The organism is Enterobacter sp. 120016 (assembly GCF_018383635.1).
Taxonomy (GTDB): domain Bacteria; phylum Pseudomonadota; class Gammaproteobacteria; order Enterobacterales; family Enterobacteriaceae; genus Enterobacter; species Enterobacter asburiae_D.
This window is the reverse complement of record NZ_JAHAWC010000002.1, coordinates 145,036-159,803: the sequence shown is the minus strand read 5'-3', so window position 1 is coordinate 159,803 and position 14,768 is coordinate 145,036. Positions and strand designations below refer to the sequence as shown.

The window sequence follows — 14,768 nt, the reverse complement described above, 5'->3', positions numbered from 1 at the left end:
TTTGACACGCTGCCGGGCATGCCCGGCTTTTTTTTATTTCGTGATCGAGTTAAAGCAAATCAATTTTACTGATTTTATTTAGTAAAATATTTACTAAAATCCTCAGCAATGATGTTTTACCCCTACAGGGAGATCGCATGAATCGCTGGGAAAATATTCAACTCACGCATGAGAACCGGCTCCCGCCGCGTGCGTACTTCTTCTCATATGACACCGTCGCGCAGGCTCGCTCCTTTGCTCGCGAGGCCAGCAGCCGCTTTTTATCACTCAGCGGCCAGTGGAATTTTCGTTTTTTCACCCATCCGCTGCTGGTGCCGGAAAACTTCACCTCTGAGTACATGGCCGACTGGAGCGACATAACCGTACCCGCCATGTGGCAGATGGAAGGCCACGGTCAGCTGCAGTACACCGACGAAGGCTTTCCCTTCCCGGTCGACGTCCCCTGGGTGCCTGCGGATAACCCAACCGGGGCGTATCAGCGCTACTTCACGCTATCGGACGGCTGGGGTAAGCAGACCCTCATCAAGTTTGACGGCGTCGAAACCTATTTCGAAGTCTATGTGAATGGTCACTACATTGGCTTTAGCAAAGGCAGCCGACTGACCGCCGAGTTTGATATCAGCCACGCGGTGCATGGCGGGCAAAACCTGCTCTGCGTGCGGGTAATGCAGTGGGCGGATTCTACCTACATTGAGGATCAGGACATGTGGTGGACGGCCGGTATTTTCCGCGACGTCTATCTGATCGGCAAAAATCCCACTCACGTGCGCGACGTCACGATCAAAACCACCTTTGACGAAGCTTACAAAAACGCCACCCTCTTCTGTCAGCTTGAGCTGGAAAACCTGGCCCCGCACGCATCAGCCGTGTCGCTGGAGTATGCCCTGTATGATGGCGAAGCAGCGATCCACCAGGGCACAACCGACAGCCTGACCGTAACCCGCAGCGCGGAAACCGCCTTTAGCATTGAGGTCAAACAGCCTCAGCAGTGGTCTGCGGAATCCCCCTATCTCTATCATCTGGTAGTAACGCTAAAAGATGCGAACGGGCAGACGCTGGAGGTTATCCCGCAGCGTATTGGTTTTCGCGACATCAAGGTGCGCGACGGTCTGTTCTACATCAACAATCGCTACCTGAAGCTGCACGGCGTAAACCGTCACGACAACGATCACCAGAAAGGCCGCGCCGTGGGCATGGATCGGGTCGAGCGCGACCTGATCCTGATGAAGCAGCACAACATCAATTCGGTGCGCACCGCCCACTACCCCAACGATCCACGCTTCTACGAGCTGTGCGACATCTACGGCCTGTTCGTGATGGCGGAGACGGATGTGGAATCACACGGCTTTGCCAACGTCGGCGACCTGAGCCGCATCACGGACGATCCGGTGTGGGAACATGTCTACGTTGAGCGCATCGAACGCTATATTCACGCGCAGAAAAACCATCCTTCAATCATCATCTGGTCGCTTGGAAACGAGTCCGGCTACGGCTGCAATATCCGCGCCATGGCGCGGGCGGCAAAGGCGCTGGACGACACGCGCCTGCTGCATTACGAAGAAGATCGCGACGCCGAGGTGGTGGATATCATCTCTACCATGTACACCCGCGTGCCGCTGATGAACCTGTTCGGCGAGTATCCCCACGCCAAACCGCGGATTATCTGCGAATACGCCCACGCGATGGGCAACGGCCCCGGCGGTCTGAGCGAGTATCAAAACGTCTTCGATCGCCACGACTGCATTCAGGGCCACTACGTCTGGGAATGGTGCGACCACGGTATTCAGGCGGCAGATGCCAGCGGCAATACGTATTACGCCTACGGCGGCGACTTTGGTGATTACCCGAACAACTACAACTTCTGCCTCGACGGGCTGATCTACTCCGACCAAACGCCGGGTCCGGGCCTGCGCGAATATAAGCAGGTGATTGCCCCGGTCAAGCTGCGCTGGCAGAACGGCGAGCTGCACGTTGAAAATCGCTTCTGGTTCACCAGCCTGGACGATTACACCCTGCTCGTTGAGGTGCGTGCCGAAGGTGAAACCCTGTACAGCCAGCCGCTGACAATGACCGGGCTGGCCCCCAACAGCACCCGCAGCGTGAGCCTGAACCTGCCCGAACTCGATGAGCGCGAAGCATTCCTGACCGTGCGCATCAGCAAAAACAGCCGCACCCGCTATAGCGAAGCGGGGCACGAGATTGCGGTGTATCAGTTCCCGCTTAAAGCGCGCACGGCTCACGCTACGCCGTTTATTAATGCCAACGCCACGCCGCTGCTGCTGGAAGAGGACCGCCTGAACTGTACCGTGACGGGACACAACTTCCGCGCAAGCTTCTCAAAAATGACGGGAAAACTCAGCGCCTGGCAGGTTAACGGTGAGGATAAGATTACCCGCGAACCGAAGATTAATTTCTTCAAGCCGATGATTGATAACCACAAGCAGGAGTATGAGGGACTATGGCAACCCAACCACCTGCAGATTATGCAGGAGCATCTGCGCGGTTTTGAGATCGAGCAGCAGGACGATGCGGTCGTCATTACAACCCGCACGCTGATTGCTCCACCGGTGTTTGATTTTGGTATGCGCTGCACCTACCGCTGGCGCATCGCCGCAGACGGGCAAATTAACGTTGAGCTGAGCGGCGAACGCTACGGTGATTACCCGCACATTATCCCGTGCATCGGCTTTACACTCGGCATCAACGGCGAATTCGACCAGGTGAGCTACTACGGACGCGGCCCCGGAGAGAACTACCCGGACAGCCAGCAGGCCAGCACCATAGACCTGTGGCACACCGCGGTGGACGAGATGTTCGAAAACTACCCGTTCCCTCAGAACAACGGCAACCGCCAGCAGGTGCGCTGGGCAACGCTCGCCAACCGTCACGGCAGCGGTCTTCTGGTGGTGCCTGAACAGCCCATCCATTTCAGCGCCTGGCACTACACGGCAGAGAACATCCACGCCGCGCAGCACTGCAACGAACTGCGCCGCAGCGATGACATCACCCTCAATCTTGATCATCAGGTACTGGGCTTAGGCTCCAACTCCTGGGGAAGCGAAGTGCTGGACACCTGGCGCGTCTGGTTCAGGCCTTTCCGCTACGGCTTCACCCTGCTCCCGCTGGAAGGCGGACAAACCGCCGCGCAGGCACTGTTACACCATCGGTTCGGCACCGGTTTCTTCTCCATGAATTCGCACAGCGAGGCAGAAAAATGATCGTTCTCGACAGCCTGGAACAGTTCCAGCAGCGTTATCGCACGGGCCGTAAATGGCAACGCTGCACGGAGGCCATTAACAATATCGACCACATCCAGCCCGGCGTTGCCCATTCGATTGGCGACTCTCTGGCCTATCGCGTGACCCATGATGCCAGCACCGACGCGCTGTTCGTCGGCCATCGCCGCTATTTCGAGGTGCATTACTACCTGCAGGGCGCGCAGAAAATTGAGTACGCCGCAAAAGACGCCCTTCAGCTTGTGGAGTGCTACCGGGATGAAACCGACCGCGAATACCTGAAAGGCGTAGGCCATACCGAACTCATCCATGAGGGGCAAATCGTCATTTGTGAGAATCATGAGGCCTATCGCTTTATCAGCGAAACGCCTGCTAAAAAAGTCGTCCTCTATGTGACCATCGAAGACGGCTATTTCCATAACAAATAAAAATCCAGCGGTGCCAATGAAGCACCGCTATACCCTAAATAATTCGAGTTGCAGGAAGGCGGCAAGAGAGCGAATCCCCGGGAGCATAGATAACTATGTGACTGGGGTGAGCGAGTGCAGCCAACGCATCTGCAACTTGAAGTATGACGGGTATCTATCCTCCTCGTACCCGGAGATATATTATGTCTGAAACTACCAAGCGTAATACCATCGGCAAATTCGGCCTGCTGTCGCTGACGTTTGCCGCCGTATTTAGTTTTAATAACGTTATCAACAACAATATCGAGCTGGGCCTCGCCTCGGCGCCGATGTTCTTTTTAGCCACCCTGTTCTACTTCATTCCTTTCTGCTTAATCATCGCGGAGTTTGTCTCCCTGAATAAAAACTCCGAAGCCGGGGTGTACGCCTGGGTGAAAAGCTCGCTGGGCGGGCGCTGGGCGTTTATTACCGCCTACACCTACTGGTTCGTAAACCTGTTCTTCTTTACCTCGTTATTACCCCGCGTCATCGCCTACGCCTCTTACGCCTTTTTGGGCTATGAGTACATTCTTACGCCGTTTGCCACCACGGTCCTGAGCATGGTGCTGTTCGCTTTCTCAACCTGGGTGTCCACCAACGGGGCGAAAATGCTGGGGCCGATCACGTCTGTCACCTCAACGCTGATGCTGCTGCTGACCCTCTCCTATATTCTGCTGGCCGGTGCGGCGCTGATGGGCGGCGTGCAGCCAGCCGACCCGATTACCGTTGACGCGATGATCCCGAACTTTAACTGGGCGTTTCTTGGCATCACCACCTGGATATTTATGGCCGCCGGGGGCGCAGAGTCCGTTGCGGTATACGTTAACGACGTGAAGGGCGGGTCAAAATCCTTCGTCAGGGTGATCATTCTGGCGGGGATTTTCATCGGCGTGCTCTACTCCATCTCCTCGGTGCTGATTAACGTCTTTATCAGCAGCAAAGAGCTGAAGTTCACCGGTGGTTCTGTACAGGTGTTCCACGGCCTGGCGGTATGGTTTGGCCTGCCGGAAGTGCTGATGAACCGCTTTGTCGGCCTGGTCTCCTTTACCGCGATGTTCGGTTCCCTGCTGATGTGGACGGCGACCCCGGTCAAAATCTTCTTCTCTGAAATCCCGAGCGGCATCTTTGGAGCAAAAACCGTGGCGCTGAACGAAAACGGCGTACCGGCGCGCGCGGCGTGGATCCAGTATTTGATCGTCATTCCGTTAATGATTATCCCAACCATGGGATCGAACACCGCGCAGGAGCTGATGAATACCGTCATCAACATGACCGCGGCCGCGTCAATGTTACCGCCGCTGTTCATCATGCTGGCTTACCTGAATCTGCGTCGTAAGCTCGATCATCTCCCGCGTGATTTCAAAATGGGCTCACGCACCACGGGGATGGTGGTGGTGTCGATGCTGATTGTGATTTTTGCCATCGGCTTTGTGGCCTCAACCTTCCCCACCGGTGCCAATATTCTGACGATTATTTTCTATAACGTCGGTGGCATTGTGTTATTCCTCGGATTTGCCTGGTGGAAATACAGCAAATACGTCAGGGGATTATCAAAAGAACAACAACAAATAGAAGCGTCACCTGCCTCAAATATTAATTAACACTTAAGGCATGGATATTTTCTCATTGGGATGAGTGCATGAAAATTAAAGAGAAAACGATTGGGGCACTCGCTGCCCTCTCCTTCTGCTGCCCGTCATTTGCCGCAGAAGAGGCACGGCCAGCAGAGCACGACGATACCCGAACCCCGGAAATCACCTCTCCATCATTTCGTTTTTATGGCGAGCTGGGGGTCGGCGGATATATGGATTTAGAAGGCCAGAATAAGCATAAATACAGTGACGGCACCTATATTGAGGGCGGTCTGGAAATGAAGCACGGGCACTGGTTCGGCCTGATTTACGGCGAGGGCTGGACCGTACAGGCTGACCATCAGGGAAACGCCTGGGTGCCAGACCACAGCTGGGGCGGATTCGAAGGTGGGCTTAACCGCTTTTACGGCGGCTACAAAACTGACGACAGCACCGAGATCATGCTCAGCCTGCGTCAGGACTCCTCCCTCGATGACCTGCAGTGGTGGGGGGATTTCACGCCCGACCTGGGATATGTGATCCCCAACACCCGCGACATTATGTACGCGCTCAAGGTACAGAACCGCTCCGGTAACCTGCGCTACAGCGTCACCGCCACGCCTGCGGGGCACCATGACGAGAGCAAAGCCTGGCTGCATTTTGGCAAATACGATCGCTATGACGATAAGTATACCTATCCGGCGATGGCCAACGGCTATATCCAGTATGACATCGTCAAAGACGTCACCTGGATGAACGGCCTGGAGGTCACCGACGGGACAGGCCAACTCTTCCTGACCGGCATTCTGTCGCCCAACCTGGCGGCGCGAGCCTGGCATCACACCGGACGCGCCAGCGGCAGGGACACCTCCGGCACAGAGACCGGGTATATGGTCAGCGCCATGATTGAAGCGTTAAAAGGCGTCTATCTCTCCACCGCTTACAGCTACGCAAAGCATCGCCCGGACAATGCCGCCGATGAAACGACCTCGTTTATGCAGTTCGGTATCTGGTACGAGTACGGCGGTGGCCGCTTTGCTACCGCGGCCGACAGCCGCTTCTACATGAAAAATGCCTCCGGCGACCCGAGCGACCAGGTCTTCCTGATGCAATATTTCTACTGGTAAAAGGATCTTCCATCATGAAACTCAGCCTTACACCGCTGGCCTGCGCGCTGGCGCTCAGCTTTTCGGCTCACGCCACCACCCCAGCTGATTTTAAAAACGTCATCAACCGCGCCGGTGCACCGGAATACATGCACGATTTCGACGCTGACGACCACCAGCGTTTCAGTCCCTTTTTCGATTTGGGTGCCTGGCATGGGCATTTGCTGCCGGACGGGCCGCAGACCCAGGGAGGATTTCCCGGCGTAGCGCTGCTCACCGAAGAGTACATTAACTTTATGGCGACCAATTTCGATCGCCTGAGCGTGTATCAGAACGGCAAAAAAGTCGATTTTACCCTTGAGGCTTACAGCCTGCCCGGCGCGCTGGTGCAGAAGCTGAATGCGAAAGATGTGCAGATCGCGATGACGCTGCGCTTTGCCACCGCGCGGACCTCGCTGCTGGAAACCCGCATCATCAGCAAGTCACCGCTCGACCTGGTGTGGGACGGCGAACTGCTGGAAAAGCTGGAGGCTAAAGAGGGCAAACCGCTGTCGGATAAGACCATCGACGGCGCGTATCCCGATTACCAGCGCAGGCTGCTCCCCGCGCGTGACGGCCTGAAAGTGACCTTTGGCAAAGTGCGCTCCACCTGGGATCTGCTGACCTCCGGCAGCTCCGAATATCAGGTGCATAAATCCCTCCCCGTTGACACCACCGTCGACGGGCTTAGCTTTACCAGCCGCGCGCACATTACCGGCAGCACCACGCTGTATACCACCTACTCCCATCTGCTGAATGCCGATGAGGTAAAGCGCGAGCAGGTGCAGATCCGCGATATTCTGGCACGCCCGGCCGCTTATATGACGGCCTCGCAGCAGCGCTGGGAAGGCTATTTGCAGAAAGGGTTAACCAACCCTGATGCGACCCCAGAGCAAACCCGCGTGGCGGTGAAGGCCATCGAAACGCTGAACGGCAACTGGCGCTCACCGGGCGGCGCGGTGCGCTATAACACGGTGACGCCATCCGTCACCGGACGCTGGTTCTCCGGCAACCAGACCTGGCCGTGGGATACCTGGAAACAGGCGTTTGCCATGTCGCATTTCAACCCGGAAATCGCCAAAGAGAACATTCGTGCAGTCTTTTCCTGGCAAATCAAACCCGACGATCCGGTACGCCCGCAGGATGCCGGCTTTGTGCCGGACCTCATCGCCTGGAACCTGAGCCCGGAACGCGGCGGCGACGGCGGCAACTGGAACGAGCGTAATACCAAACCGAGCCTGGCGGCGTGGTCGGTGATGGAGGTGTACAACACCACGCAGGATAAGGCCTGGCTGGCGGAAATGTATCCTAAGCTGGTGGCCTATCACGACTGGTGGCTGCGCAACCGCGACCACAACGGCAACGGCGTGCCGGAGTACGGCGCGACGCGCGACAAGGCCCATAATACCGCCAGCGGCGACATGCTATTCACGGTGAAAAGAGGCGATAAAGAAGAATCCCTCTCCGGACTGAAGAACTATGCCAGAGTCATCGACAAGGGCCATTACGACAGTCTGGAGATCCCGGCGCAGGTTGCGGCCTCGTGGGAATCAGGGCGCGATGACGCCGCCGTCTTCGGTTTTATCGATCAATTCCAGCTGGATAAATACATCGCAAACGGCGGTAAACGCAGCGACTGGACGGTGAAGTTTGCCGAAAACCGCGACAAAGAGGGCAAGCTGCTGGGCTACTCGCTGCTGCAGGAGTCCGTCGACCAGGCGAGCTATATGTACAGCGACAATCACTATCTGGCACAGATGGCGAGCCTGCTGGGTAAAGAGCAGGAGGCCAGCCGCTACCGCCAGCTGGCGGATAGGCTCGCGAGCTACATCAATACCTGCATGTTCGATGCGAAGAGCGGCTTTTACTATGACATCCGTATCGAGGATAAACCGCTGGCGAACGGCTGTGCGGGCAAGCCTATCGTCGAGCGAGGTAAAGGACCGGAAGGCTGGTCGCCGCTGTTTAACGGTGCGGCCACGCAGGAGCATGCTGATGCCGTGGTGAAAGTGATGCTGGATCCGAAAGAGTTCAACACGTATGTGCCGCTCGGGACTGCCGCGCTAACCAACCCGGCATTTGGTCCGGATATCTACTGGCGCGGCCGGGTCTGGGTCGACCAGTTCTGGTTTGGCCTGAAAGGGATGGAACGCTACGGCTACCGGGAACAGGCACAAACGCTGGCAGAAAGCTTCTTTAAGCACGCAAAGGGGTTAACGTCCGACGGCCCGATTCAGGAAAACTACAATCCGCTAACCGGGGCGCAGCAAGGCGCGCCTAATTTCTCGTGGAGCGCGGCGCACCTTTACATGCTGTACAACGACTTTTTCCGTAAACAGTAACGGGGAGCTGTCTGCTTTGCCGGGTGGCGCTATCGCTTACCCGGCCTACGGTTCGAGCTTTTGCAGGCCGCAGGATTCGTAGGCCGGGTAAGGCGAAGCCGCCACCCGGCACATTGTCACATAATGCAGGATTGGTAGGCCGGGTAAGGCAAAGCCGCCACCCGGCACATTGTCACAGACCGCAGGATTCGTAGGCCGGGTAAGGCCAAGCCGCCACTCGGCATATTGTCACAGACAGCAGGATTGGTAGGCCGGGTAAGGCCAAGCCGCCACCCGGCACATTGTCACAGACCGCAAGATTCGTAGGCCGGGTAAGGCGAAGCCGCCACCCGGCAAAACTAGCGTGTGATCCACAGCGTGGGCCAGGCATCTGGCCCGTTCCAGCTGTCGCAGCTGGGCTCCTCGGCGTAGCGCACCAGGCGGAAGCGCTGGCCGTCAAAACGCCAGCGCGTCTGGATCCCGCAATCACCCATACCGCGTCCCAGCGCGAGCGTTGTCAGCTCGCGCGTCTTCTCATCGAAGCTGGCGTTCATCAACTCCATTTCACTGCCGTCGCTTGACGGCGTAAACGGCAGACGCAGCCTGACGCTGCGGGCGGTGAACGGTTTTTTGCGTGATACCAGCCACGCCAGATCGACCGTGTTATAGGCCCCCGCCTCGCAGCTGACGATCAGCAGCGCTTTGTCATCGGTTAACGCGGTGACGCGCACTTCCCGGCGGTTAGGATCCAGCGAGCACTGGCTGCTGTTCATCCGTCCGGTACCATAGTCCAGCAGGTCGTTCAGTTCGGCGTGGGAGAGTGGCGTCGGAGTCGGGTTGACGACCGCCACCTTTTTTAAGGCGGGTGCAGGCGGAACGCTTAACGGCGGATCGTCACCTTTCTTGATCCACGCGGTTTCGCTGCCGACGCGCTTTTGCTGCGCATCAATGAACAGCAGCGCGGCTTTCAGACCGCTCAGTGAAATAACCTGCTTACCGCCGCGAAGGGTCAGGGCCTTCCCTTCCTGGATGTTTTTCAGAAAGGCGGTGATGGTGCCCGCATCGTCCGTTTTCAGATGCCAGGGCGTGAGCTGCCAGCGCTGTTTGTCCAGCTTCAGGGGAACGTTATCCAGCAGCAGCCGGGGGGCAATCTCTGGCTCTTTGACCGAGGGCGTATCAAGACCGCCAAGATCGATACGCAGCGTGGCATCCGTTTTCGCCCCGGCGCTTCGGGTGAGCGTCATAACCAGACCACGGTGTTCACCCGTGTTGCGCGCAAGGCAAAAGTTCTGGTTATTGCAGGTCACCTGCCAGTCAGAGAAGGCTTGCTGGGCAGATGCAGCCCGCACCTGCGGCGCGAGGAGCACACAAAACAGGTAAAACAAAAAGACGCTGTAGCGCATGAATGGCACAATCCCGGAACGAAAACGCGTAACTGGGCAGTATCTTCGTGTTCCAGCCGGGGTTGCTCAATCGGATTTATCAGATATACCCGTCGGACTTCAAATTCATTAACCCGGTTGTCTGTAAATACTGCAGTAATATCACTGCCTTACCATCCCTGATTTCCCCTGAACGCATCATCTCCAGCGCCCGGGAAAAAGGAAGTTCCAGCACTTCGATATCTTCATCCTCAACGCCACCGCCCCGGTGGGTGCGCTGCGCGTCGCTGTACTCCGCAATAAAGAAATGGACGAGCTCCGTCACGCCGCCCGGTGACATAAACAGCTCAAAGACCTTTCTGACCTCGCCCACTTCGAAGCCGGTTTCCTCGACGGCCTCTTTGCGGATGCAAACTTCCGGCTCATCATCATCGAGCAGGCCCGCGCAGGTTTCAATCAGACGTCCGTCGGGATTGCCGTTGACCCATGTCGCCACCCTGAACTGACGGATCAGCACCACGCTCTGCTTTTCTCGGTTATAGAGCAGAATGGTTGCTCCGTTGCCGCGGTCGTAGACCTCGCGTTTGTGGCGGATCACTTCACCGTTGTTACGCGTAAGGTCATAGGTGATGTTACGCAGGACAAAGTAGTTTTCAGAGAGAATTTTGTCTTTGATAACGTCAATTTTCAGGGTCATACGGGTTCCACAACACAATGAGTCGTCCTATACTACGCCGTGAATCCCGCTTTGTCGCCCGCCGGTTTAATGATGTTTTGGCGCGTTAACCCCAAGCCAGTCGAGTATCCCTTGCGCCGCATGACGCCCTTCCGCCATAGCGGTCACCACCAGATCGGCGCCGCGTACCGCATCGCCCCCGGCGAAGATCTGTGGGTTAGTCGTCTGGTAACGGTAACGGCTCTCGACGGAGGCAACGATCCGCCCCCAGTCATCCGTTTCGACACCCTGCGCCTGCAGCCACGGCATCGCGTGCGGGTTAAAACCAAACGCCATGATGACCGCATCCGCGGCCATCACGAACTCGCTGCCCGCCACGGGAACGGGCCGACGCCGTCCCTGCGCGTCCGGCTCTCCAAGCTCGGTACGCAGCATCCGAATACCGTTGACCTTTCCGTCAGGATCCAGCGTCAGCTCAACCGGCTGGACGTTAAATTCAAACGCCGCGCCCTCTTCTCTGGCGTTCTTCACCTCTTTCTTCGAGCCCGGCATGTTGGCCTCATCCCGACGATAGGCGCAGGTCACCTTCGCCGCACCGTGGCGTAACGCGGTGCGGACGCAGTCCATCGCGGTATCGCCCCCGCCAAGCACCACCACGTTTGAACCCTGGGTGTCGATAAACGGCTCGCTGGCCGTTGCCTCCAGCCCCATAACATGCCGCGTGTTGCCTACCAGAAAAGGCAGCGCGTCATAGACCCCCGGCGCGTCTTCATGCGGGATACCCGCCTTCATCGAGCGGTAGGTTCCCACGCCAATAAACAGGGCGTCGTAATCGTGCTTTAACTGCGACATCGACACGTCCTGGCCCACCTCGCAGTTCAGCTCGAAGCGGATCCCCATCGCGGTAAATATCTCTCTGCGCCGCGCGAGCAGCGATTTGTCCAGCTTGAATGCCGGGATGCCAAAGGTCAGCAATCCGCCAATTTCCGGATGCCGGTCATAGACCGTCACGCTCACGCCGCTGCGCGCCAGCACGTCAGCGCATGCCAGCCCGGCGGGCCCCGCACCGACGATCGCGACGCGTTTACCCGACGGCGTGACGGCGGACATATCCGGCCGCCAGCCCATCGCCAGCGCCCGATCGGAGATATAGCGCTCGATGTTGCCGATGGTCACGGATCCCGCCTCTTCACGTATTGTGCAGGCACCTTCGCATAATCGGTCCTGCGGGCAGACGCGGCCGGTAATTTCAGGTAAACAGTTGGTCTGATGAGAAAGCTCGACCGCGCCGGTGATGTCCCCCGCGTTGAGGCGCTCAATCCACTGCGGGATGTGGTTATGCAGCGGGCAGGTCCATTCGCAAATGCTGTGCTCGCCGCATTTCAGGCAGCGCGACGCCTCGCGGGCGGCCTGCTCGGCCCGAAACGGCAGGTAAATTTCGTTAAAATGGCCCACGCGCTCTGCGGCCGCGAGTTTGTCAGGCTCGCCGCGTGGCGCCGTCGCCTGCATCTGCTGCAGTTTGGTGCGCGGAGCAGTTTCTCCGACGACTTCCGCATGCCAGGGCTGCGCCTCCAGGCAGGCCGTGTGCTGTCGGCGCGACTTCGCCAGATTATCAAGGACAGCAGGCGTCACCAGTGAGAGGACATCTGCCGGGCAATTTTCGATACAGGCCGGGCCGCGTGGCCGCGTCAGACAGAGATCGCATTTGTTCGCCGAGGCCTTCACGCTGCCGCTGTCGAGCGGGGTGACGATAATCTCCATCGTGCCAAACGGGCAGGCCACCACGCAGGCCTTACAGCCGATGCATTTTTGTTGATTCACCTGTACGCTGTCATCGCATTTACTGATGGCGCCGTTCGGGCAGCTTTGCGCGCAGGGTGCATTTTCACAGTGATGGCAGGTGACGGGGCGTCGCTTGTCGCCGGATTTCAGGACCGTAATACGGGGATGAAAATGGCGCTCGCTCAGGACATGCTGCTCATCGTTGTGCGCCATCACGCAGGCCACTTCACAGGCGCGACACCCAATGCACTGCTGGCTGTTCGCCATAATAAAACGATTCATAACCACACCTGTTTTTGGTTCAATAACCTTATTCTTTGTATGAATATGGTATTTACGCATCACGGCGCGATCGGGCAATGTTCAAATGCCCAGGATGCCCAATTATTTACAGTGAACCTGTGGCAGATCAATTTTATTCAGAGAGCCGTTCTGTGACCGTTAAACGACCCGTTTCCGGAAGCCTTGCCTGGGCTTTCTTTTCGATCATTGTCTTATCCGTGCTGACCAGCACCGTCGCCCTGCTGACGCTTGCCAGCAGCCAGCGTGACGCCGAAGCCATTAATATCGCGGGTTCGCTGCGCATGCAGAGCTATCGCCTGGGCTACGAGATGCAGCGCAACAGCCCTTCCCTTGCCGCGCATCGCGACAGCTGGCAACGGACGCTGAGCGCGCCTGCCCTGCAGAAGCTGAACCGCTGGTACGTCCCGGACAATGTCAAAGCGCGCTACCAGCAGCTGCACGTGGCCTGGCTGGAGATGGATGCGCACATCGCCCGCGGCGACAGCGCGTGGTATCAAACCCACATTGAGGATTTTGTTGGCCGCATTGATGCCTTTGTGCTCGCCCTCCAGCACTACACCGAACATAAAATTCAGACGGTGACCCTGCTCTCTCTGGCGGGCGCTCTCGGGATCCTGCTCCTGACGCTGTTTACCCTGCGACGCATCCGTCGCCAGGTGGTGCTGCCGCTGAACAATCTGGTGGCGGCCAGTGAACGGGTTGAGCGCGGGGAATTTGCGACCCCGGCGCCGGATACCGCCCTGCCGAACGAGCTGGGCCAGCTTTCCCGCGCCTTCAACCACATGTCCGCCGAGCTCGCTACGCTTTACCGTTCGCTTGAGGCCTCGGTCGCGGAAAAGACGCGGCATTTGCATGAAGCCCACCAGCAGCTCGACATGCTGTTCAAGTGCTCTCAGGCGCTGAATACCGGCCAGATAGACAGCCACTGCTTCCGGCATATCCTGCAGATTGTCCATGACTATACGCAGATGAATTATCTGGAACTGCGCACCAGCGACGACTGGCGGCTGTGTGAAGGGACGGAATCTGAGGGCACTCCTCTGCAAAACCTGCCGGTACTGATGCAGGACACCCTTTACGGCGAGCTACGCTGGCAAAGCGAGACGGACAGCGTCCCCCTTCCGCTGATGAGAAGCGTGGCGACCATGCTCGGGCGCGGGCTGTACTTTAACCAGGCGCAAAAGCATTACCAGCAGCTGCTGCTGATGGAAGAGCGCGCCACCATCGCCCGCGAGCTGCACGATTCGCTGGCGCAGGTGCTGTCGTATCTGCGCATTCAGCTGGCGCTGCTCAAACGCGCCGTGCCGGAGGACAATACTCCGGCGCAGACCATCATATCCGACTTCTCCCGCGAGCTGAACAATGCCTGGCAGCAGCTTCGCGAACTGCTTACCACCTTCCGCCTGACGCTGAACCACGCGAATTTACCCGCAGCGCTGCAGGAGTCGCTTGACGTCCTGCAGAGCCAGACGCAGGCGAAGCTGCATCTTGACTGCCGCCTCTCCTCGCTGGCGCTGGACGCGCAAAAGCAGGTGCATCTGCTGCAGATCGTGCGTGAGGCCGTGTTGAACGCCATTAAGCACGCGCAGGCCAGCGAGATCACCGTAAGCTGCGTGACCGCAGCGGACGGTACGCACAGCGTCAGCATTCGTGACAACGGTATCGGGATTGGCGAAGCCAGCGAGCCGCCGGGACACTACGGGCTGAACATTATGCGCGAACGCGCGCAACGACTCGGCGGAATGCTGCACTTTTCGCAGCCGCAAAACGGCGGCACGCTGGTCAGCGTGACGTTCCCGGCGCCCGCGCCGTTAACGGGTAAATAACGGTAAAGAGGGACGCGCAGGGAAAAGCGCATGATAATTTACATTATCTCCTTTATTTCTCCACGTTTGACCTGGCCCTT

General features: G+C 57.8%; 9 protein-coding genes. 6 read left to right on the top strand and 3 right to left on the bottom strand.

Annotation, left to right across the window (positions count from 1 at the left end; all coding sequences use genetic code 11):
* The first annotated feature begins 137 nt into the window (after positions 1 to 137).
* The 5 genes from ebgA (at position 138) to ygjK (ending at position 8,740) form a co-directional block, all read left to right on the top strand.
* Positions 138 to 3,218 carry a beta-galactosidase subunit alpha gene (gene ebgA / locus KIF87_RS04980; protein WP_213328102.1) on the top strand — a complete coding sequence of 1,027 codons (3,081 nt, stop codon included), beginning with the start codon at positions 138 to 140 and terminating at the stop codon, positions 3,216 to 3,218.
* Entirely contained in the window at positions 3,215 to 3,664 is a 450-nt protein-coding gene (locus KIF87_RS04975; RefSeq protein ID WP_213328101.1) for a beta-galactosidase subunit beta, read from the top strand. The genes ebgA and KIF87_RS04975 overlap by 4 nt, the downstream gene beginning before the upstream one ends.
* Positions 3,665 to 3,846: 182 nt before the next feature.
* Entirely contained in the window at positions 3,847 to 5,283 is a 1,437-nt protein-coding gene (locus KIF87_RS04970; RefSeq protein WP_121425196.1) for an amino acid permease, read from the top strand.
* A gap of 38 nt (positions 5,284 to 5,321) precedes the next feature.
* Positions 5,322 to 6,380, top strand: coding sequence for a protein YgjJ (ygjJ, locus tag KIF87_RS04965; RefSeq protein ID WP_213328100.1), 1,059 nt, complete (start codon positions 5,322 to 5,324; stop codon positions 6,378 to 6,380).
* 14 nt (positions 6,381 to 6,394) lie between these two features.
* Positions 6,395 to 8,740 (top strand): alpha-glucosidase, encoded by a 2,346-nt coding sequence (gene ygjK / locus KIF87_RS04960; protein WP_213328099.1) that lies wholly within the window; start codon positions 6,395 to 6,397, stop codon positions 8,738 to 8,740.
* A gap of 338 nt (positions 8,741 to 9,078) precedes the next feature.
* Here ygjK and KIF87_RS04955 read toward each other — a convergent pair whose 3' ends face one another.
* The 3 genes from KIF87_RS04955 to aegA all read right to left on the bottom strand — a co-directional run bounded on the left by KIF87_RS04955 (position 9,079) and on the right by aegA (position 12,841).
* On the bottom strand, positions 9,079 to 10,122 hold the full coding sequence (locus KIF87_RS04955) for a DUF1176 domain-containing protein (RefSeq protein ID WP_213328098.1): 1,044 nt from the start codon (positions 10,120 to 10,122) through the stop codon (positions 9,079 to 9,081).
* A gap of 79 nt (positions 10,123 to 10,201) precedes the next feature.
* Positions 10,202 to 10,798 carry a GDP-mannose pyrophosphatase NudK gene (nudK, locus tag KIF87_RS04950; protein ID WP_213328097.1) on the bottom strand — a complete coding sequence of 199 codons (597 nt, stop codon included), beginning with the start codon at positions 10,796 to 10,798 and terminating at the stop codon, positions 10,202 to 10,204.
* 66 nt (positions 10,799 to 10,864) lie between these two features.
* Positions 10,865 to 12,841, bottom strand: a complete 1,977-nt coding sequence (gene aegA / locus KIF87_RS04945) for a formate-dependent uric acid utilization protein AegA (RefSeq protein WP_213328096.1) — start codon at positions 12,839 to 12,841, stop codon at positions 10,865 to 10,867.
* A 152-nt stretch (positions 12,842 to 12,993) separates the two neighbouring features.
* On the opposite strand from aegA, the gene narQ reads away from it, so the two are divergent.
* Positions 12,994 to 14,688 (top strand): nitrate/nitrite two-component system sensor histidine kinase NarQ, encoded by a 1,695-nt coding sequence (narQ, locus tag KIF87_RS04940; protein WP_213328095.1) that lies wholly within the window; start codon positions 12,994 to 12,996, stop codon positions 14,686 to 14,688.
* The last annotated feature ends 80 nt before the right edge of the window (positions 14,689 to 14,768 follow it).